We start from the raw sequence: 17,168 nt of genomic DNA, 5'->3' as shown, positions 1-17,168 counted from the left end.
GGGGCCCGGCAGGGTCGAGCGGCCGGGCCCCGGGGATCAGATGAGGCCGCGCTCCCGGCGCCACTGGATGTTCTCCAGGCGGCGGATGGTGCGGCGGAACTGCGGCCCCTTGTCGCCCTCGTCCGCGTAGCGGTGCGGGAGGAGGCGGCTGGAGCTCATGACTCCGTTGGGCTTGCCCGCGCGGTTCTTCTTGCTGTGGTAGCGGCTGCGGCCGGTGCCCGCGACGGGGATGCTCACGGTCGTCCTCCTGGGTTGGTGTCCCGTTGACAAGACTTAGAGTACACCAGACCCAACGTGAAAACAAGTCGGGTGGTTCTATCAATCCCGATCGAGGGCGATGTGGACGCCCCCGACCCGAGCAACAGTGCCCGGCAGGTCGAGTGCCAGGCCCTGCAGGGATCAGCAGCCCCAGAAGGCGGCCCGCAGGCGGTCCTGCTCCTCCTCCCAGGCGTATTGGTCGTTGGTCTCCGCCGCCCGGAGCCAGGCGTTCTCCGCCTCCATCTCCAGGCGGCCCCACCCCTCCTGCTCCTTCGGGCTATAGCGGTCCTCCCAGCACTCGGGCTCGGGCTCCGGTGCGGCGGCAGGTTCGGGGGCGAAGAGGTCGGCGCCGGCCTGGCGGCGGGCGCGAATTTCGCGGGCCGCCTTGCGGGTGCGCTCCAGGTGGACGGGGACCGGGTTGCCCGACTCGAAGCACGGCTGGGTCGGCTCGCTCTGGCAGGTGGGGCAGTAGAACAGCAGGGCAGCGATGATGGCGGCCATGAGGGACTCCTCCAGGGCAGGTCGAGTGTCGGATGGTCGGGCGGGGCGCCGGGCCCTGGCAGGTCGAGCGCCAGGGCCCGGCCGGCCGCCGGTCAGAACGTCGGGTCGCACCAGACCTCCCGCGTCCCTACGTGCAGGAAGGTGGAGCCGCCTTCGCGCTTCCAGCCCTTCTTGGTCAGCCGGTACCAGAAGACGCGCGCCTCGGGGTCCTGGGTGATCTCGTAGCGGGCGGAGCCGCCCTGCTGACTGCCCGAGACGATCTTGTAGTTGTCGGCGCGGACGCCGATCCGGCGCGGCGTGCCCGCCTTCGGGCCGGATTTGAAGGTCTGGACTTCGGCGACGGTGCCGGGCGAGCGGTCGGACCAGCGGAGGAACGTCACTCCGTCGCCGACCTTGACCGTGGCGGTCTTGGTGTTGGTCTGCTGGAGGACGTTGACCAGGCTGCGGCCGTGACTCATGGTGGTTCCCTTCCTGTTAGGGGCGGTGCCCCGTGGACAAGACACAGATTACATATGTCCCAACGTGAAAGCAAGTTCGGTCGCCCCATTCGGGCTGGTCGGGCCACAGCCGCCCCCGGACACGGCTGTGCCCCCGGCCGCTCGACTCGGCCAGGGGCACAGCAGCTCAGGAACGGATCAGCGATCCAGAGGGAGGAAGCGGTCTTCGCCCGTCACGGGCTCCTCGGAGGCCGGCTCCGCCGCGGGCTTCTCCGCATCCACAGCGGCCTCGGCGATCGGCTCGGCGGGAGCTTCCGCGGCCGCCTGCTCCTCGGCTGTCCTACGGCCGCTGACCTCGTCGTACGGGGCCTTCCACGTCCAGTCCAGGTGGCCGTCTCCCTTGCGCACCACGGTCCGCCCAACGCCGTTGTGGATGTGAGGGATCGTCACGGACTTCGGATTGACCCGCAGCACCTCATACCAGGTGCCCCGGTAGTAGACGAAGTCCCCCTTCTTGAAGTCGTCCCTGGACCACACCTTGAAGCCGTCCGCCTCGGCCTGGGCGACGATCCCTCGCCAGTGGTCGATCTGCTCGGTCAGCTCCGCCTTGCGGCGGTTCAGCTCGGCCACGGTGTCAGGGGTGAGCGAGCGGGTGTAGCCCTCGTTCGACTTGCCCGCCAGCCACCGCTCGACGCCGCGCAGTTCGGCCTCGAGCTTGGCGATGCGGCGCAGCGTGCGGGGCGGGTTCTTGCGGAACGCCTCGTAGTGCTCGGCCGCCTGGGCGCGGCCGGCGTAGTGCTCGGCCTTCTTGCCCTCGTCGACGCTCCTGCGCATTCCAGCGTCCATGCGCTCGACGTCCCGGCGGGCCCGGCGCTCGCTGTGGTGGCCCACGAGGATCGGCTGGCCCATGGGGATGCCGTCGGAGATGGCTTTGACCCCGGCGTACGCAGCGTTCGAGCGGGCCGCGGCGTTGCTGGCGTAGTCGTCGAACCGGTCGGCGCGCTCGGCGGCGCGGTCGTAGCGCTCCTGCTCGGCCTCAGCGAACGTGCGGCGGGTGTCCTCGTCGATGTCTATCTCGACGGTCCACCCTTCCTTGCGCAGGGCCGCCGCCGCATGGCGGATGCTCCAGCGGTCGGCCTGCTTGTCGCGGGACTGGCGGATGAACAGAACGCCGGGCAGGGAGCGGCCCCAGGTGAACCGGTGCGGGCGCACCAACTCCCATACGCCGTCGCCCTTGCGGGAGCCTTCGAGCAGGGTGCCGTCGGCACGGGTGTGGGTGATCGTGATGACGCCCTTGCGCGGGGCGTCCTTCTCGGGGTGCAGCACCTCGTTGTGGCACACCTCGTTGGGGCAGTACCAGGTCAGGGAGGTGGGCAGGTCAGTCTCGAAGCGCAGCACCATCGGGCCGTGATGGCGGCACTCGGGGCCTTCGGCAGTGGTGGTCATGTCGGTGTCGGTCACGTGCGTGGCCTTTCGTGGAGGTGGGCGGGGGCCCGTCCCTGGCCAGGTCGAGTGGCAGGGACGGGTTGTTGAGGGGTGGGTCAGTTCCAGTTCTGCGGGGCCGGCCGGTAGAGGCGCTCGTGGCGGGCGATCTGTTCGGGCGTGGCCGGGGTCCAGTCCTTGGTCGCGTCGGCGAGGGACATGCCGACGTTGTCGAACACGGTCTCGACGTAGCCGTCGCGGGCCTCGTAGCTGATCGAGAACCGGCCGACGGAGGTCAGGCGGTAGCAGTCCTCGGTGCCGGGCCAGGTGATGTAGTCGCCTGCCTTCCAGCGGGTCTCAGGCGCCGCGCTCTCCTGGACGGCGCGGGCGGCGCGGCTCCAGTCCTGGTACTCCAGCTCGTTCGGGGTGGCGCCGCACTCGCCACAGCCGTGGCTGCCGTTGCCCCAGTTCGTGCGCTTGGCCTCGGGGTGCGTGCAGAGGTCGCCGTTGTGGTCGAGCAGGGCCGTCAGGGGGCTCCCTTCTGGCGGGGCCGGGTGCCCCGCCAGAACAAATAATACATGCGACCAAGCGTGAAAACAAGTTGGGTCACTGCCTCGGCCCAGGTCGAGTGGCCGGAGGCAGGGTGGGCGGGTCAGTCGGCCAGGCCAGCGCCCGGCCAGTAGGCCACGAGGGCGCTCCGCTTGGGCTCGACGCAGACCCGGCGGGAGACCTCGCCGGCGTCGGCGCCGTGGCCGCCCTCGATGAGGGTCAGCACCAGGGCCTCGAGGAAGGAGTCAAGGCGACCGGCTGGGAGGGTCAGGCCGGGGCCTGCGCCTTCGCGGCCGGGGTGGGCGTCGAGGAGCTGGTAGCCCCAGATGTCGGCCCGCTCGCACGCTTCGGTGAGGTGTTTGCGGGAGAGTCCGAGCGTCACGCGGTGGTCCTTTCGCTGGTGGGGTCTGTTGTCAGAGGCCGGCGATGGCCTGCATGACCTCTTGGGCCATCACCGCCTTGTCGGTCAGGTGGGGGTGGCCGTTCTGGTCGAGCCGGATGAAGTCCTGCTCCCACAGCTCCTGGATCTCGTGGTACTCGCGGTCGGACGGCTCACTGCCGAGCTCCTGCATGATCTTGCGCAGGTGTTCGACCATTCGGTACTCGACGGTGCCCTCGTCCAGCTCGTCGAACTTCTCGATGCGATCCACCGCGGCGCCTCCACTGTCAGTCGTTGGGGCCGGTGGGGCCGGCTCGATGATCCGAACGTACAGGTGTCCCGACGTGAATACAAGTCTAATCCCTCTTGATTTCACGTCGGGACATGTGTACTGTTGGTAATTGCAGGCGGACCGGAACGACCGGCCCGCGATCACCCCGGGAGGGACGGCACATGAACGAGCAGCCGGACATGATCAACCTGGGCGCGGACCAGCCCGACTCCGCGTCGGTCACCTTCCGCGCGAACTGGGCGATGACCCGGCCCGAGGACACCGCCCCCGGGTCCGCGCCCGGCAGCGTCCGGTCGTACGAGATCCCGCCGCTACGCCCGAGCGAGTACTGCGCGCACTGCCAGCACGGCCTGCACGACGTCATCGGCTACGTGGTGGCCTACAGCCACCTCTCGGACGCCGGCGTGCGCTTCACGGACATCGCGTACGTGGGGGGCGCGCAGTCGTACGCGCAGGCCCGCAAGATGCGGGACGAGGCACTCGCGCGGATCCAGCGGGGCGAGGTAAAGGCGACGTACGCGGTGATCCACTGGGTGTACCGCAATTGGCACCGCACCTCCTAATTTGTTCACTCGTCCCGACTTGCATCTAGGTCGGGGCGGATGTATTGCAGGTGTTGTTCGGCCGCACGGGGCGGCCGACGAAGGGAGGCAATCGTGAGCGTTGTCGAGATTCCGCAGGCGTGCGAGCAGGCATGCGAGCACAAGGGGGCCAACTGGAGCGAACCGGTTGGATACGTCATTTACCTGGGTTTTCACGACAACTCCACGCGTGACGTTGCTTACGTGACGGAGGCGGACATGCGCAAGAGCGCGGAGGCGATCGTGAAGCAGGAATGCGTGAAGGCGAACGCCGGCGCGTATCCGAATCTGCGCGAGGTCTACATGACGGCAGCAGCGATCGACAGCGACGGCAAGATCCACACGTGCGGGCGCGCACGGACGTGAATTTTGCTATCGTCCCGACTTGTAAATGAGTCGGGACGGAAGTACTATAGGTCTTGCAGCGGGGCCGGAACAACCGGCCCCACCCAACCCGAAAGGACCACCGCGTGATCATCACTCTCGACCGTCAGGACGTCACCACCGCTCTGGATGCGGCCGGCATCGACGAGGAGGACTACAGCCTCCGGTACGCCTACTCCGGCCGCGGCATGTACGGCTCCGCCTGCGCGGCTGTCGACATCCCGTCCGGCAAGTTCGCGACCTTCGTCACCGCGCTGGCCCTCCAGTTCGCCCAAGGGGGCCGTGACGACCAGGTCCTCGACCTCGCCGAGCACGTCAGGACCGACACGGCGGGCCGCGACGGCATCACCGTCTACTGGCCCGAAGTCACGTTCGCGGACTGACCTCGCACACCATCGCTGCGCTCCGGCTACTCGACCTGGCCGGGGCGCAGCCCGCTACGAGCCCCGACGGGAGAACCTATGGAGAAGCCCTCCACGACCGACTTCGACTACCTCAGCCGTGAGGCGGTCGCCGCCATAAGCCCTGAGAAGCTGGACGCCTTCGCTGCCGCACTCGCCGCGGCGCGCGACCTGGTGGACGACGTCCGCGACGAGCGGACCCCGAGGTCCCACTGCGGACAGTGGGACCACCCCGGCCATCACTGGACCCGATACGGCCGTTCCCGCTACTGCTGGGGCGACGGGCCGTTCCTGGACCGCGAGGCGTACGGGAAGTGCGGCGCGCTCTGGCCCCACCCGGCCCACGCGATGGGCACCTATCAGAGCGACGACCTGAATCGCTGCCCCGGGGTGGGCTCCACCGATTGACCCCGGCTCCGCGCCCCCAGCTGTTCGACCTGGCTGGGGGCGCGGTTTGTTTCATGTCTCCACTTGCTTTCACGTCGGGACGGGTGTACTCTCCAGCTCGCGGACGACGCCGAGACGATCCGCGAGGCCGCGAAGGCTGAGTGGGCGCGCCGCCTGGAGATCTACAAGAAGCGGACGAACGCCAAGGACCCGGCCGAGCGGATCGTCAGCCCGGCCATGGCTGCCGCCCTGGAGCTCGGCGAGACGACCGACGGACGGACCCGCGCGGCCCTGGCCAAGCGCGGCCTGGTCGTGGCCGGTGACGGCCTGGCCTTCACGGTGAACGAGGCTGGCCGCAAGGCTCTGGTGGCCGCTGTGGCGGCGCTGGACGCCACCGACTGACCTCCCTCCTGAGGCTGCGCCCCGGCTACTCGACTTGGCCGGGGCGTTTGCTTTCCCCTCCACTTATTTTCACGTCGGGACGGGTGTACTATAGGTCTTGTCGAACGGGCACGGAAGACCGGCCCCCACGATCCGAGGAGGACCACCATGAACGCCACCATCGCCCCCGAGCTCGTCTTCTCCGCCGTCGCCGGCCTGGGCAACTGGACGCGCACTGGCGTCGAACTGACCGCCGAGGTTGACTACCGCTCCTACACCTGGACGGTCGTGATCTCGCCGTCCACCAGCGGCGAGCTGCCCACGGCCCGGATCGCCGGCCGGTCCGCCAGCGGCAGCACCGAGCCCCTGGACATCACGGCCCCCCTACGGACGACGCTCGACCTTATGGACGCCGCAGCGGACGCCCTCGGCTACTGACCTCCACTGCGCCCGGCCGCTCGGCTCGGCCGGGCACGCGTCCCCGAACTCCAAACCAACCAAGGAAGACCCGATGGCGGACAACACCCCGCTCCTACACAGCTACTGGGACCGCGAGGACGACGAGGCTTCTCGAGAGCTGTTCGACGGCCCGCGGGACACCGTGACCCTGGCCTACGAGCTGGCCGCGACCTTCTCCCCCAACCGCCAGCATCCGCTGCACAAGCGGTTCATGGCCGAGTACAAGTCCGACGGCTGGGGCGGCTGGGTCCGGGGCAACATCTGCCGCGCGCTCGCCGCCCACGGCGTCACCCTCTCCGCCATCAACCGCCGCAAGTCCTGACCCGCCACCGCCCGCCCCGGCCACTCGACCAGGCCGGGGCGCAGCGTGTTCCTGACAGGACTTGTTTTCACGTCGGGACTCCAGTACTATAAGTCTTGTGAACGGGGCACGGACACACCGGCCCCACCGACACGAGGAGCCCGACATGCTGAACCCCCTCACCTCCGACACCGCGAACCAGCAGCAGCGGGTCACCTCGGCAACCGTGCGCTCGGCGCAGCGCGCGAAGATCGGCCGGAAGATAGAGGCCGCGCCGGAGACCTGGGCGCAGCGCCAGGAGCGCGTGAACGCAGAGCGCGCAGCACGGCGGGCACAGCGCGAGCAGACAGCCTCCTGACAGCGAACCGGCGGCCCGGCTCCCCACGAGGGACGCCGGGCTTTCTGCTGCGCCGCGACGCCCCCGGCCGCTCGACCCGACTGGGGACGTCGCACGCCCGCAGGACAGCTCCCGCACGCGAACCACCATGACCTACTGGTGGCGCCCCGACCGTCATGACCTGGGTCCTGGTGGGCTGTTCAGGAGCGGCGGGTGCGGCGTTGGGTGAGGAGTCGAGGGCGGCGGTGGCGGCCGCGTGAGGGGCGTGCGCGGCGTCGTCCGGGATTGGGTCGTTCGCGGAGGCTGAGGTGGATCGCGGCCCAGAGAGAGATGAGGGCGATGAGGGCGGCGGCGGCACCGATGACTCCGGGGTTCATGGGCGGGGGGTGAGGTCGGGCGGGGGGTTACGGGTCACGTGGTCCTCCGCTGGCTGATGGGACGGTGTGTGAGCGCCCAGCCCGTGAAGGTGTCTAAGTTGTCCGTTTCACGGGTGGGGTTTGGTTACGCGCTGTGGCCTTCTGTGCTTGCCGGTAGGCGCGTTCTCCTGCGGCGCATGCCGGGCAGTCCCAGGGGTCTTCGCCGCGGCGTACGTGGGCGGCGAAGCCTGCGTGGTCGCCGTGGCGCTGGCGGCGGCCGTCGAGGAGGCCGGCGTGGCAGGCGAGGTAGACGGCGTGGGCCATGTCGCGGGATTGAGTTTGCGCAGGACGCGTTCGCCGACGTCTTTGGTGCTGCTGTAGGCGTAGTTCAGGCGGGCGGCGAGTGCCATGTAGGTGAGGCCGTTGACCCGGCCTTCGAGGACGGCGAGCTCAACGCTGCTGAGGACTGGGGTGGTTGGGCTGGTGTCGGTGGGGCGGGCTCGTCGGGCGGGCACGGGGGTCTTTCTGCTAGCTGGCGCAGTGGGGGCACTGGTCGCGGTTGTCGGGCAGCGGCGTGCCAGCGATACAGGCTTCGATCTCGGCGTCGGTGGCGTCGCCGATGGTGTGGCCGCAGCCGTTGCAGGCCCGTTTGACGCGAACCGCCCGGCCGCCTGAAGTGAGCGGCCGGGCTGGGGTGTTGGAGCCGGTAGGCGGGATGGGGAACAGTTCGGCCTGCTCGCTCATGTGGCCGTCCCGTCGATGGCGGTCGCGGTGTCCGTGGCCTGTCCGCGGGCCGCCTGCCAGGCCTCGTGTTGCTCGATGCGGCACTCGGCGCACAGCCCGTTGTGTGCTGTACGGGCTTCGCACTGGCGGCACGCGCCGATGGGGTAGAGCGGCGGTGCGCTGCCGTTCATGACGGCCACGCAGATCGGGCACAGTCCGTCAGGGAGCAGGTCGTGGTTACGTACGTCGTCGAGCGGTTCGTCGGGGACGACGGCGAGCCGCCCGCAGCCGGTGAGGAGTAGGCCGGCTTCGGGGTCGCCGAGGAGTTCGGGCCACAGGACGGGAAACAGGTGGCGGTAGCGGTGGTCTGCGTCGGCGTACGGGCTGGGCGGGTTCGGGGTGACGCTGGTTCGGTGCGGGGGTTGCCTGGCCGTCTCGTGCATGGTGTGCGGGAGGGTTTGTTCGTATCGCGCGGTCGCTTCGATGGCGGCGGCGTCGAGGGCGGCGGCCCGAGCTACCTCCGCTTTCCGCTCGGCGGCGACGCGGCGCCATTCGGCGAGTTCCTCGCGCCAGTAGCGGGTGCGGGACGCTCTGAGGTTGGCCCGGTGCTCGGGGGTGTACGGGTACGAGGTGGGGTGCCAGCGTTCCCACAGCACGGCGACGAGCGCGCCGAGTACGGAGGACAGCAGGATGGCGGGGATCGCCCAGCGGACGAGTTCAGGCATGGCGAAACCTCCAATCGGCCGACGGCCGGCCGGATTGTGTGGCAGGGGGAAAAGGGAACGGCCCCCGCGCGGTGCGGGGGCCGGGGAAGGGACGGGGGTTGGGGTCAGAAGCAGTAGTCGCAGGTGCAGTGGATACCGGACAGGCGTTCGATTCCGTTGTCGTCGCGGTGGAAGGTGGAGCGGCAGGCAACGGGGCTGGGCCAGTGCGGGACGGGGAAGCCGGGGCGGCACTGCTCGCAGTCGTCGGGTTTCGGGTTGGTGCGGCTGACGGTGTCGACTTCGGCGCGGGTGAGGGCAGGGACGACGTACGGCATGAGGAGTCTCCTGTCGGGTGGTCAGGTGGCGAGGGTGAGGCTCATCTGGCGGGGGGCGCGCAGCGCGGCGAGAGTCTTCTCGCGCCAGCGCATTGCCCAGCGGATGCAGTTCGAGCAGGCCTTGTGCGTGCCGACGCACTCGGGCAGCGGGCCGGTCCTCAAGGCGGCCCAGCGGGCGTCGGCGGACCAGGCCATGGAGTCGGCGGAGGCGAGCCACTCGGCGCAAGCGGCGAGCGCGTCGCCCTTGAGGCCGTAGCCGTGTAGGCGCAGCCCCATCGCGGCGAGTGTCGACAGAATCGCGAAGGGCTCGCGGATGGTCTTGCGGCGGCAGATGGAGCCGACACCGACCCACGGGTACGCGGTCAGGTCGACGCCGCGCCGTTCGTACAGGTCGACGCAGTGTTCGTAGTCGGCGACCGTCCATCCCTGGACGCTGGGGTAGATCGGCAGTTGGTCGTCGATCGACATGAGGTCGATGAAGTTGCCGACGGTCAGGTCGATGTGCTTCGCGACGGTCAGGCCGGTTTTGGCGATCATGTCGGGCTCGCACATCTCCAGTCCTGCGGTCCGGCCCAGGCGAGGCGGCCGATCTCGTCGCGGTAGCGGCGCAGCTCGCGCACCCACTGGTAGGGGGTGAACGTCCATTCGCCGTGTTCGTCGATCTCGGAGAAGGCGGCGGAGTCGCACATCCAGATCTCGGCGGCCCGCGGCAGAGTGCGGACGTTGGCGAGGGTGTTCCGCGAGACGCACATCGGCACGTTCCAGGTGGACAGCCAGCGGGCGTGGTGTCCACCGAGCCAGAACTGCGGCCCGTTCTCGGGGCTGTCGGACGGGGCGAAGCCGAGACCGTGCTCGCAGCGGCACAGGCAGTCGCCCATGGTGCACCAGCCGCAGTCGAGACACTGGTCGTGGTAGCAGTGGCCGCAGGCGTAGCGGTTCCAGGGGCCGCAGGTGCACGTCTCCGCGTACGTGTCGGTGGGTGTGAGGAGCTGGGTGGTCACCGGTCGCTCCCGGGTGTGAACAGGTCTGTCTGCTCTGCGGCCGCGGCCGGCGGGTGTTGGGCGGCACTCAATATGCCGATATCGCGGGCGCAGATCGGGCGTTGAGTGTGCCGACGGGTCCGGTGCCCTGATCGGTTCGTAGGCGGCGGCACCTTGCCGATGAAGAAGGCCGTGAGCCGGGAGCCAGTGGTGTAGTTGGGGAGAACCGGGGCAGCTCGTCGGCGCGGTGCCGGTGGCCCTGGGGCGGCTTGGTGCTCTTGCGCCCCGCAGGTGTTGAGGGCCAGGGTGCAACACGACCTGCCCCTTTCCTTGCTCGGCCGCGTGGCCGGAGCCTGACGGGATGAATGATGATCGAGGTTGCGGACGCGGTGGCGGCCCGCCGGGCGCTGGCCCGCCGGATACTGCGCTGCCCGGACTGCGGTGCCGCGCTCAAGCCGTGGGGCCGGGCCCGGCCCCGGACCGTCCGCGACCTCGGTGGCGGGCTGGTCACGGCGCGGCCGGACCGGGCCCGGTGCACCGCCTGCCGACGCACGCACGTGGTGCTGGACGCCGGCCTGCTGCCCCGACGCGCGTACACAGTGGCCTTCCTGGGCCAGGCCCTGGCCGGCGCGGCTCGCGGGCATGGACACCGGCAGATCGCCGCCGAACTCGGCGCCCCGGAGGGCACCGTGCGCGGCTGGCTGCGCCGGGCCCGACGCACCGCCGAGGAGCTGCGGTGGATCGGCGTCCAGGCCGTCGTCGTCCTCGATCCCGACGCGCTGCCCACCGCGGACCGCGGGGACCCGCTCGCGCACGCCATCGAGGCGCTGGTGGCCGCTGCCGTGGCCGCTCGCCGTCGCTTCGGCCACGGGCCGCGCGAGATCTGGCCGCGGATCGCGCTGCTGACCCGTGGCCGCCTGCTCGCGCCCTCCCCGACCGGCTGACCGCCGGTGCCGTTCCTGGCTGCCGCCTGCCCGCACACCGACGCTGGCGCGGCCGGACAGAGCACCGCCGCCGCATCGGGAGCCGTCCTACGCATCGGTGCGACACGGAGTGCCGGCAAGAACCGTGTCACCAGCCGCAAACGGCGGTCCTCCGGCTGCCGTGTACTCCATTCGGGTGAAGGGGCAGGGGGTACGGGATCGTGTGTCAGGTCCGAGGAGTCAGCGGTCTGAGATACGACTCCACCTGGCGCTTGCCGCCGTACTCGGCCCAGCCGAGTGGCGTGGCGTGATGTTCGGTGTCCTCGATCGTGAGGTCGGCGCCGAGTTCGATCAGCACACGGGCCGTCTCCACATCGTCGTTCCAGGCCGCCTCGTGCAGTGGGGTGGCCCGGCCGCGGTGGTTGACGTCGAAACCGAGCCCGGCGAGCAACCGGACCGCCGCGGGGTTGCGGTGCTCGGCCGCACGGTTGATCAGCTCGGGGTGTCCGGCCAACGCCCGTGCGAGGGCCTCGGGGCCCAAGGCGGCCACCGCCTCGTGATCGGCGCTCATGCAGGCCGCGGCGAACGCGTCCATCCCGTCCAGAGTTGCCGTCGCGCCTGCCGCGGCAAGGATCTCGGCGACCTCGGTGTGCCCGTGCAGCAGCGCCAGCTCGTACGGGGTGCGGCCGCCGTAGACCGGATGCTCGCCACACTCGTCCGGCTCGGCGCCGTGTGCCAGGAGCAGCCGGGCACGGCGCGGGCCGCCGCGCAGAGCGGCGGTGGCCAGCTCTTCGCGCAGCAGCCGGCGCGGGGACTGCAGGGCCGGGCCCAGCCGGGTCCGCCAGGGCCCGCCGTCGCCCTGTCCCAGGCCGTACTCCAGCAGCAGTTCGAGGTGGGCGGTGCCGGCCTCGTCGTCGGCGAACGCGCCGCCGAGGCCCAGGTTGTACAGGGTCTGGCCGTCGTTGGGATCGGCGCCGGCCCCGAGCAGCAGTCGGGCCAGCTCCATGCCCCGGGGGTGACGCGGCTGGTGGCCTTCGCCGCCCCCGAACGCACCGGTGAGCGCGGTGAACGGCGAGGGGATCCCGTCCCACAGAAAGCCGGCGTTCGGATCGGCGCCGTGGCGCAGCAGCAGCCGGGCGGACGCCACGCTGTCACCAGGGGCCGCCAGGCGCGCGTAGGTCAGATAGAGCAGCGGCTCCCAGCCGAAGGGCCCGCCCTGGGACCGGGCGAGGCCGGGGCCGGCCGCCAGCGCCGCGGCCAGCGGCTCGGCCGAGCCGGTGGCCGCCATCGTGAACACGTCGGCGGTGGCCACCTCGGGATGGCGCGCCAGCAACTGGTCGGCCTCGCCGGTGCGGCCCGGATAGTCGTCGCCGTAGGTGAGGCAGGCGAGCCGCAGGAACTCCCGGGAAAGGTCTTCACCGGGCGGGACTTGGTGAGGCGAGCGGGAGAAGCGCTCCACGATGTCGACGTACTGCTTCAGCCGGGGCCAGCTGGCGAAGCCGTACATGCGCGCGGTGACCAGCTGCGCGTCGGACAGCTTCAGCGCTGTGGGCGGCTGCGGATGGAATTCCGTGACCAGCGCGAGCGCGTTCGGCATCCCCGCCCGCACATGGTGCAGCAGAACCTTGGCCTGCTTGCGCAGACGCTCCAGGCTGGGCTGGTCGGGCAGTCGGTGAACGGGCACGAGGGCCTCCCTTCCGTATCTGCCTGGTGTCCGCTTGATCAGGCCGGAAAAGAGGATGGCTGCGCAGAGCTACGAGCATCAGGTGGGCTTCGCCCTTTCCGCGGACCGGTCGCGCCCTGAGCGCGCACCGGTCAGCATACGCCGCCAGGCGCCGAATCCTCGGCCGGTCCGACGTCTCGCATGACGAGGCCAGCCGTGCGTGGGCGGAGGTGACAGCTGCGCCACTTCGCGCATCACCGCAAGTCACAGGCCTGTTATCGGTGATGACAACGACCTCTCCGACGAGATCCAGAAGTGCTCCGGTGGGCCACCCCGTCCAGCAGATCGCCGACATGTTCGGTGTGCCCCGCTCCACGTTGCACCGGCACCTCGACAAGACCAGACCGTGCCCCACCAGCCCAAGAAGAGCACGGCCACGAAGCCCTGACCGCTCGTCTGCGGCCGGTGACACGGTTCTTACCCGGCACCCCGACACCGTGCCGATGAAAGCGACACCTCGCCGACGATCCCGCCCGATTCGCCGGAATCTTCATCGGCACCGTGAACGCCTGCTTCGTCGGCATTTTCAGCGCCGGGCAACACCGGCGGGGCGTGCTCGGGCTCCTCGTCCGGCAGCGGCTCGGGGTTCCAGTCGATGTGGGAGTTCGCCCAGTTCCTTTCGAGCATGTCGGCGAAGGTGCACAGGTTCCGGTACGGCTTGCCGTGCATGACGGCCGTGAGCGTCCCGTCGGGGTGGAGCGTGCAGTCGAAGGGGCGCATGCCCGGCGAGTGGATGCGGATCTGGCGCGGTTCGGTGGGCAGTTCGATCGGCGCCTGGCCGGGCGCGGTCTCCGGCGCGAGCGTGGGCTGGGGAGAGGTTGCGGCCCGGCTGCCGGGGCTGCTGCGGGGACGGCAGCGGCGGCAGTCACACGTGCCCACGGGGTGGATGGTGATCCAGTCGGCGCTGCGGTAGTGCGCCTGGCGTGCCGTTCTGGGCGCGGTCACGGCTGGTTCGCCTCCTGCGCGTGCGGCTCCTCGTTGTCGGGGAGGTGGGCGGCCACGTGGTTGAGCAGGGCGTCGAGGCCTCGGGGGCGCGGCACACCGGTGGAACGGACGCCTCGAGCGGGGTCGGCTGACGCTTCGGATGCTGTCGCTGTGGCGGCGGACGGCGGCTCGGTGGCGTTCGGGTACGGGATCGGCTCGTCTCCTTCGGCTATCGCCTCGGCGTCGAATCGGGCGGCGACGTTGCGGAGGGCGTACGCGGCGGCGGCCTTGGGCATGCCGCGGGAGCTCGCTTCGACGGTGACGGTGTCGGGGTTGGTGGAGCTGGGGCGGATGATGACGAAGGCGAGCGCGTCCCGCCCGTCGATCATCGCCAGGCGGGTCTCGGGGGTCTCGTCACTGGTCGGGCTGGTCATGAGGCGAGGGGTCCTCTCTGCGGGGGCTGGTGGCGGCCTGGGCCGCCCGGTAGGTATGCGGGCGGGAGCGGCGTTTGCCGGAGGCGATGGCGCGCTGGTCGTGGACGCGGGAGTCGTTGATCGGGCTGGGAGTTGTCCAGGCGCGGGCGGGCCAGCCGGGGCCGGGCTGCGGCTCGGGCAGGCCCATGACGGCTTTGTGGTGGTCTTCGCAGACGTCCATGTGCATGTGGGCGGCCTCGTTGAGGAGTGCGGCCACGGACCTTTGGAACTGGTCTCCCGGCGCCTCGTGGGCGACCGCGAACAGGGCTTTGGTCATGGCGTGGTCGCGATTGGCGAAGGTGGTGATGAAGCGGCGGGCGAACATGCGAGCCGGGCTGTCGGCGGTGCCGGGGCCGGGCGGCTTGATGTACAGGAAGTTGTTCGGGCCGCGGTCGGCGAACTTCGTGCGCAGGGCGTGCGCTCCGACTGTGGCGAACGCGCAGCACACGGTGTACATCTGCGCCGGGCAGCTGGTGGCGATGATGCGGTCGAGGGTTACAGCGGCCTGGTCGACGTCGCCGGAGAGGACGAGCGAGATAGCGCTCATGGTCAGTGCTCGGCGTTCGGTGTTGTCCATGGTGGGGATTGCTCCCGATGCGGTCAGGCGGCCGTTTCGTCGACCGGCTCGGTAGGGACGATGTGGAGGTGCGCGCGGCGGAGCGCGTAGCGTTCGCGGTCGCGTTCGCGTTTGGCTTCGGCGTACTCGTCTTGCCACTCGAAGCGGTCGAGTTCGGCAAGGAGGTCGGCAACGTGCTGGGCCTGCTGGATCGGGGTCCACTCGGCAGGGGCCGGGCGGTCGCCGCCGAACTTGCCGGTCGGAAGGGCTTCGGCCATCAGCCGCTCGTACGGGGTCATTTCGTCGGCGCTCACGGCTGCTCCGGGGACCGGGCTCAGGGGCGGTGGGGCCGCCCCTGAGCGTGCGGGAAGGGGTCAGGTGGCGCCGTGCTGTCGTCGGCGCCAAACGGGGGGCCGGCCGCGGGTCGAGCGGGCCGGACCCCCGAAGGGGATGGGTCAGGCTTCGCGGGTGCTGCGGTGGGAGGTGTGGGAGAACTCAAGGGCTGCTCTCGTGGGGCCGGTGTCCTGCCATGTGCCGCAGGTGCAGGAGGCGCGGTAGTCGTGGCGGCCGGTGCAGCCGGGTTCGACGGCCTTGCCGCGAGGGCTGATCTTGTGGGTGCAGTCCGTGCCGTCGGCGTGCCGGGCGGTTGCGCGGAAGGTGTGCCGGACCTTGGCGGGCTTGGGGGTGTTGTCGCCGTCGAGGAGGTCGGCGGCCTGCTTTGCGGAGAGGTGGCCGCTCCGTTCGACTACGGCGCGGCGGATCACCTCGGCTTCTTCGCTGTGGCCGTGCTGGTCGAGGAGTTCGGCGGCGTGCTTGCCGTGCATGCCGCGCCGGGTCTTGGCGGCCTCCCGGATAAGCTGGGCGGCCGCGGATGCGGTGGTGTCAGTCACGGAGGTCCTCCCTTCTGGAGGTGGGGCGGGGCCCCGGCCAGGTCGAGCGGGCCGGGACCCCGGCAGGGGTGTCAGGGCTGGTCGTTGTAGGCGGTGTAGAGGACGGCCGCGGTGAGGGAGCCGAGGGCGGCCACGACCGCGTTCGTGTCGTGGGAGGTGTTGCTGCCCGGCTCGGGGTTGAGGCCGCGGATCGCCACGGCCCGCGTCTTTGCGCGCACCGTGGCGGCCGAGGGGCGGCGAGACGAGTGCCCGGTGGGGCCCTCGTGGCGGGCGTACGCCACGTCGGCCGTGCGGTGCAGCAGACGGGAGGGCAGCTTGCCGGTGAAGCCGTGCTGGGGGCTCTCCCAGTCTTCGACGAGGAGGCGCACCATCTCGGCCTGCTCGTCCCACGTGGCGTGGACGGCGTAGGCCTCGTAGGCCGCCTCGGTGAGCTTGGCCGGGAAGAAGATTCCGGAGCGTTCGCTCGCCGCCGAGATGGGGTTGATGCCGAGTTCTCGGAGCCGGGTGTTGACCCGGTGGGCGTCCTTGCGGGCCTTGAGGACGTTGCGCGCCAGGAGTTCGTCCTCCTGCTGCTGGCGTTCGGCCTCGGCCTTGACCAACCAGTCCGGGAGGACGGGAGCGGGGGGCTCGAAGTCCGCGTCGTGGTGGTCGACTTCGGCCCCGGCGTTCTGGGGCTCGGTGGCGCTGGAGCTTTCCGTCTTGGGCTCCGGCTTCGTGCTCGGCTTCGCTTCCGGCTTGTTGAGCCAGGCCGGGACAAGGCCGGAGGTGTCGAGTTTGCCGTTCAAGTGTGTTCTCCCTGTTCAGGGGGGTGTGGCAGGGCCACCCTAACCATTTTTCAATGCGCGCGCAATGAAAATGGTGGAGACGAGAACGACCCGGCCCCCGGGGAAGTCCCCCCGAGGGCCGGGCCGTTGGCATTCCTACCTAGAAGGGAGGCTCGTCGGAGGCGTCACCCTGCGAGCCCCACGACCACGCGGCGGTGTTCTGGCCGGCGTCCTGGTTCGCCGCCCACGGGTCATCGGCCGGGGGGCCGGAGCGGGCCTGCTGCTGGCCGTTCCAGCCGCCCTGACCCCTACCTTGGCCGCCGCCCTGGCCGCCCTTGGCGTTCTTCGTGACCTTCGCGGACGCATTGCGCAGGCTCGCCCCGACCTCGTCCACGTCCAGCTCGTACACGGTCCGCTTCACGCCCTCACGGTCTTCGTACGAGCGTTGCTTGAGCCGTCCCTGCACGACCACGCGCATGCCGTGCTGGAGGGACTCCGCGACGTTCTCGGCAACCTGCCGCCACACCGAGCAGGTGAGGAACAGGCTCTCGCCGTCCTTCCACTCCTGGGTGTCCCGGTCAAAGGTGCGAGGGGTGGACGCGACACGGAACTTCGCGACGGCCAGCCCGGAGGGGGTGAAGCGGAGTTCGGGGTCGTCAACGAGGTTGCCGACGACGGTGATTACGGTCTCGCCTGCCATCAGGCTGCCTTTCCTGTCTCGGCCGTCTGGCCTGGTGGGTGTCTTCGG

General features: G+C 70.4%; 29 protein-coding genes. 9 read left to right on the top strand and 20 right to left on the bottom strand.

Going from position 1 to position 17,168, the window contains the following annotated elements; translation table 11 throughout:
* Window positions 1-36: 36 nt before the first annotated feature.
* The 6 genes from EF387_RS23275 to EF387_RS23250 all read right to left on the bottom strand — a co-directional run bounded on the left by EF387_RS23275 (window position 37) and on the right by EF387_RS23250 (window position 3,817).
* On the bottom strand, window positions 37-237 hold the full coding sequence (locus EF387_RS23275) for a hypothetical protein (RefSeq protein WP_128378527.1): 201 nt from the start codon (window positions 235-237) through the stop codon (window positions 37-39).
* A gap of 162 nt (window positions 238-399) precedes the next feature.
* Complete coding sequence (locus EF387_RS23270) at window positions 400-759, bottom strand: zinc finger domain-containing protein (RefSeq protein ID WP_128378526.1); 360 nt, start codon at window positions 757-759, stop codon at window positions 400-402.
* A gap of 92 nt (window positions 760-851) precedes the next feature.
* Entirely contained in the window at window positions 852-1,217 is a 366-nt protein-coding gene (locus tag EF387_RS23265; RefSeq protein ID WP_128378525.1) for a hypothetical protein, read from the bottom strand.
* 177 nt (window positions 1,218-1,394) lie between these two features.
* Window positions 1,395-2,657, bottom strand: a complete 1,263-nt coding sequence (locus tag EF387_RS23260; RefSeq protein WP_238431642.1) for a DUF3560 domain-containing protein — start codon at window positions 2,655-2,657, stop codon at window positions 1,395-1,397.
* A 613-nt stretch (window positions 2,658-3,270) separates the two neighbouring features.
* The gene (locus EF387_RS23255) at window positions 3,271-3,549 is read right to left on the bottom strand and encodes a hypothetical protein (RefSeq protein ID WP_128378524.1); all 279 of its coding nucleotides are present in this window, start codon (window positions 3,547-3,549) and stop codon (window positions 3,271-3,273) included.
* Window positions 3,550-3,580: 31 nt separating this feature from the next.
* Window positions 3,581-3,817, bottom strand: coding sequence for a hypothetical protein (locus EF387_RS23250; protein WP_128378523.1), 237 nt, complete (start codon window positions 3,815-3,817; stop codon window positions 3,581-3,583).
* Window positions 3,818-3,999: 182 nt separating this feature from the next.
* Here EF387_RS23250 and EF387_RS23245 point away from each other — a divergent pair, with 182 nt between their 5' ends.
* The 8 genes from EF387_RS23245 to EF387_RS23210 all read left to right on the top strand — a co-directional run bounded on the left by EF387_RS23245 (window position 4,000) and on the right by EF387_RS23210 (window position 7,090).
* Window positions 4,000-4,401 carry a hypothetical protein gene (locus tag EF387_RS23245; protein ID WP_128378522.1) on the top strand — a complete coding sequence of 134 codons (402 nt, stop codon included), beginning with the start codon at window positions 4,000-4,002 and terminating at the stop codon, window positions 4,399-4,401.
* Between the two features lie 93 nt (window positions 4,402-4,494).
* Complete coding sequence (locus tag EF387_RS23240; RefSeq protein ID WP_128378521.1) at window positions 4,495-4,785, top strand: hypothetical protein; 291 nt, start codon at window positions 4,495-4,497, stop codon at window positions 4,783-4,785.
* A 104-nt stretch (window positions 4,786-4,889) separates the two neighbouring features.
* Window positions 4,890-5,186 carry a hypothetical protein gene (locus EF387_RS23235; protein WP_128378520.1) on the top strand — a complete coding sequence of 99 codons (297 nt, stop codon included), beginning with the start codon at window positions 4,890-4,892 and terminating at the stop codon, window positions 5,184-5,186.
* A 78-nt stretch (window positions 5,187-5,264) separates the two neighbouring features.
* Complete coding sequence (locus tag EF387_RS23230) at window positions 5,265-5,612, top strand: hypothetical protein (RefSeq protein ID WP_128378519.1); 348 nt, start codon at window positions 5,265-5,267, stop codon at window positions 5,610-5,612.
* 63 nt (window positions 5,613-5,675) lie between these two features.
* Window positions 5,676-5,993 (top strand): hypothetical protein, encoded by a 318-nt coding sequence (locus EF387_RS23225; RefSeq protein ID WP_128378518.1) that lies wholly within the window; start codon window positions 5,676-5,678, stop codon window positions 5,991-5,993.
* Between the two features lie 147 nt (window positions 5,994-6,140).
* Window positions 6,141-6,410 (top strand): hypothetical protein, encoded by a 270-nt coding sequence (locus EF387_RS23220; protein ID WP_128378517.1) that lies wholly within the window; start codon window positions 6,141-6,143, stop codon window positions 6,408-6,410.
* Between the two features lie 73 nt (window positions 6,411-6,483).
* Window positions 6,484-6,753, top strand: a complete 270-nt coding sequence (locus EF387_RS23215; RefSeq protein ID WP_128378516.1) for a hypothetical protein — start codon at window positions 6,484-6,486, stop codon at window positions 6,751-6,753.
* A gap of 145 nt (window positions 6,754-6,898) precedes the next feature.
* Entirely contained in the window at window positions 6,899-7,090 is a 192-nt protein-coding gene (locus EF387_RS23210) for a hypothetical protein (protein ID WP_128378515.1), read from the top strand.
* Between the two features lie 463 nt (window positions 7,091-7,553).
* Here the strand turns inward: EF387_RS23210 and EF387_RS23205 are convergent, their stop codons facing one another.
* The 6 genes from EF387_RS23205 to EF387_RS48480 form a co-directional block, all read right to left on the bottom strand.
* Entirely contained in the window at window positions 7,554-7,940 is a 387-nt protein-coding gene (locus tag EF387_RS23205) for a hypothetical protein (RefSeq protein WP_128378514.1), read from the bottom strand.
* A gap of 13 nt (window positions 7,941-7,953) precedes the next feature.
* On the bottom strand, window positions 7,954-8,169 hold the full coding sequence (locus EF387_RS23200; protein ID WP_128378513.1) for a hypothetical protein: 216 nt from the start codon (window positions 8,167-8,169) through the stop codon (window positions 7,954-7,956).
* Window positions 8,166-8,873: a hypothetical protein gene (locus EF387_RS23195; RefSeq protein ID WP_128378512.1), complete on the bottom strand. Its 708-nt coding sequence runs from the start codon at window positions 8,871-8,873 to the stop codon at window positions 8,166-8,168. Before EF387_RS23195 ends, EF387_RS23200 begins: the two co-directional genes overlap by 4 nt.
* A 104-nt stretch (window positions 8,874-8,977) precedes the next feature.
* Window positions 8,978-9,187: a hypothetical protein gene (locus tag EF387_RS23190; protein ID WP_128378511.1), complete on the bottom strand. Its 210-nt coding sequence runs from the start codon at window positions 9,185-9,187 to the stop codon at window positions 8,978-8,980.
* A gap of 21 nt (window positions 9,188-9,208) precedes the next feature.
* Window positions 9,209-9,739 (bottom strand): deazapurine DNA modification protein DpdA family protein, encoded by a 531-nt coding sequence (locus EF387_RS48485; protein WP_238431641.1) that lies wholly within the window; start codon window positions 9,737-9,739, stop codon window positions 9,209-9,211.
* Complete coding sequence (locus tag EF387_RS48480) at window positions 9,721-10,188, bottom strand: deazapurine DNA modification protein DpdA family protein (RefSeq protein ID WP_238431640.1); 468 nt, start codon at window positions 10,186-10,188, stop codon at window positions 9,721-9,723. The genes EF387_RS48485 and EF387_RS48480 overlap by 19 nt, the downstream gene beginning before the upstream one ends.
* A 344-nt stretch (window positions 10,189-10,532) precedes the next feature.
* Between EF387_RS48480 and EF387_RS23180 the strand changes: the two genes are divergently transcribed.
* A complete protein-coding gene (locus tag EF387_RS23180) occupies window positions 10,533-11,111 on the top strand; it encodes a DUF6431 domain-containing protein (RefSeq protein ID WP_128378510.1) in 579 nt (192 codons plus the stop codon).
* Window positions 11,112-11,316: 205 nt separating this feature from the next.
* Here the strand turns inward: EF387_RS23180 and EF387_RS23175 are convergent, their stop codons facing one another.
* The 8 genes from EF387_RS23175 to EF387_RS23140 all read right to left on the bottom strand — a co-directional run bounded on the left by EF387_RS23175 (window position 11,317) and on the right by EF387_RS23140 (window position 17,120).
* Window positions 11,317-12,774, bottom strand: a complete 1,458-nt coding sequence (locus tag EF387_RS23175) for an ankyrin repeat domain-containing protein (RefSeq protein ID WP_128378509.1) — start codon at window positions 12,772-12,774, stop codon at window positions 11,317-11,319.
* A gap of 456 nt (window positions 12,775-13,230) precedes the next feature.
* Complete coding sequence (locus tag EF387_RS23170; RefSeq protein ID WP_128378508.1) at window positions 13,231-13,758, bottom strand: hypothetical protein; 528 nt, start codon at window positions 13,756-13,758, stop codon at window positions 13,231-13,233.
* Window positions 13,755-14,171 (bottom strand): hypothetical protein, encoded by a 417-nt coding sequence (locus EF387_RS47525; protein WP_202918348.1) that lies wholly within the window; start codon window positions 14,169-14,171, stop codon window positions 13,755-13,757. Before EF387_RS47525 ends, EF387_RS23170 begins: the two co-directional genes overlap by 4 nt.
* Window positions 14,152-14,787: a hypothetical protein gene (locus EF387_RS23160; protein ID WP_128378507.1), complete on the bottom strand. Its 636-nt coding sequence runs from the start codon at window positions 14,785-14,787 to the stop codon at window positions 14,152-14,154. The genes EF387_RS47525 and EF387_RS23160 overlap by 20 nt, the downstream gene beginning before the upstream one ends.
* A 23-nt stretch (window positions 14,788-14,810) precedes the next feature.
* Window positions 14,811-15,080, bottom strand: a complete 270-nt coding sequence (locus tag EF387_RS23155; protein ID WP_128378506.1) for a hypothetical protein — start codon at window positions 15,078-15,080, stop codon at window positions 14,811-14,813.
* A 141-nt stretch (window positions 15,081-15,221) separates the two neighbouring features.
* Window positions 15,222-15,656, bottom strand: a complete 435-nt coding sequence (locus EF387_RS23150; RefSeq protein ID WP_128378505.1) for a hypothetical protein — start codon at window positions 15,654-15,656, stop codon at window positions 15,222-15,224.
* Between the two features lie 71 nt (window positions 15,657-15,727).
* Window positions 15,728-16,441 carry a hypothetical protein gene (locus tag EF387_RS23145; protein ID WP_128378504.1) on the bottom strand — a complete coding sequence of 238 codons (714 nt, stop codon included), beginning with the start codon at window positions 16,439-16,441 and terminating at the stop codon, window positions 15,728-15,730.
* 139 nt (window positions 16,442-16,580) lie between these two features.
* Complete coding sequence (locus EF387_RS23140) at window positions 16,581-17,120, bottom strand: single-stranded DNA-binding protein (protein WP_128378503.1); 540 nt, start codon at window positions 17,118-17,120, stop codon at window positions 16,581-16,583.
* Between the last annotated feature and the right edge of the window lie 48 nt (window positions 17,121-17,168).

This window comes from Streptomyces cavernae, assembly GCF_004023625.1.
Classification (GTDB): domain Bacteria; phylum Actinomycetota; class Actinomycetes; order Streptomycetales; family Streptomycetaceae; genus Streptomyces; species Streptomyces cavernae.
The sequence above is the reverse complement of the archived record's forward strand: the minus strand, read 5'-3'. Positions and strand labels throughout refer to the sequence as shown.

Bases quoted from the DNA above. Each gene is read 5' to 3' on its own strand.
- EF387_RS23215 (WP_128378516.1), top strand. From the start codon at position 6,484: ATGGCGGACAACACCCCGCTCCTACACAGCTACTGGGACCGCGAGGAC.
- EF387_RS23270 (WP_128378526.1), bottom strand. From the start codon at position 759: ATGGCCGCCATCATCGCTGCCCTGCTGTTCTACTGCCCCACCTGCCAG.
- EF387_RS23200 (WP_128378513.1), bottom strand. From the start codon at position 8,169: ATGAGCGAGCAGGCCGAACTGTTCCCCATCCCGCCTACCGGCTCCAAC.
- EF387_RS23230 (WP_128378519.1), top strand. From the start codon at position 5,265: ATGGAGAAGCCCTCCACGACCGACTTCGACTACCTCAGCCGTGAGGCG.
- EF387_RS23220 (WP_128378517.1), top strand. From the start codon at position 6,141: ATGAACGCCACCATCGCCCCCGAGCTCGTCTTCTCCGCCGTCGCCGGC.
- EF387_RS48485 (WP_238431641.1), bottom strand. From the start codon at position 9,739: ATGTGCGAGCCCGACATGATCGCCAAAACCGGCCTGACCGTCGCGAAG.
- EF387_RS23180 (WP_128378510.1), top strand. From the start codon at position 10,533: ATGATGATCGAGGTTGCGGACGCGGTGGCGGCCCGCCGGGCGCTGGCC.
- EF387_RS23195 (WP_128378512.1), bottom strand. From the start codon at position 8,873: ATGCCTGAACTCGTCCGCTGGGCGATCCCCGCCATCCTGCTGTCCTCC.
- EF387_RS23160 (WP_128378507.1), bottom strand. From the start codon at position 14,787: ATGGACAACACCGAACGCCGAGCACTGACCATGAGCGCTATCTCGCTC.
- EF387_RS23190 (WP_128378511.1), bottom strand. From the start codon at position 9,187: ATGCCGTACGTCGTCCCTGCCCTCACCCGCGCCGAAGTCGACACCGTC.
- EF387_RS23265 (WP_128378525.1), bottom strand. From the start codon at position 1,217: ATGAGTCACGGCCGCAGCCTGGTCAACGTCCTCCAGCAGACCAACACC.
- EF387_RS23140 (WP_128378503.1), bottom strand. From the start codon at position 17,120: ATGGCAGGCGAGACCGTAATCACCGTCGTCGGCAACCTCGTTGACGAC.
- EF387_RS23245 (WP_128378522.1), top strand. From the start codon at position 4,000: ATGAACGAGCAGCCGGACATGATCAACCTGGGCGCGGACCAGCCCGAC.
- EF387_RS23210 (WP_128378515.1), top strand. From the start codon at position 6,899: ATGCTGAACCCCCTCACCTCCGACACCGCGAACCAGCAGCAGCGGGTC.
- EF387_RS47525 (WP_202918348.1), bottom strand. From the start codon at position 14,171: ATGACCAGCCCGACCAGTGACGAGACCCCCGAGACCCGCCTGGCGATG.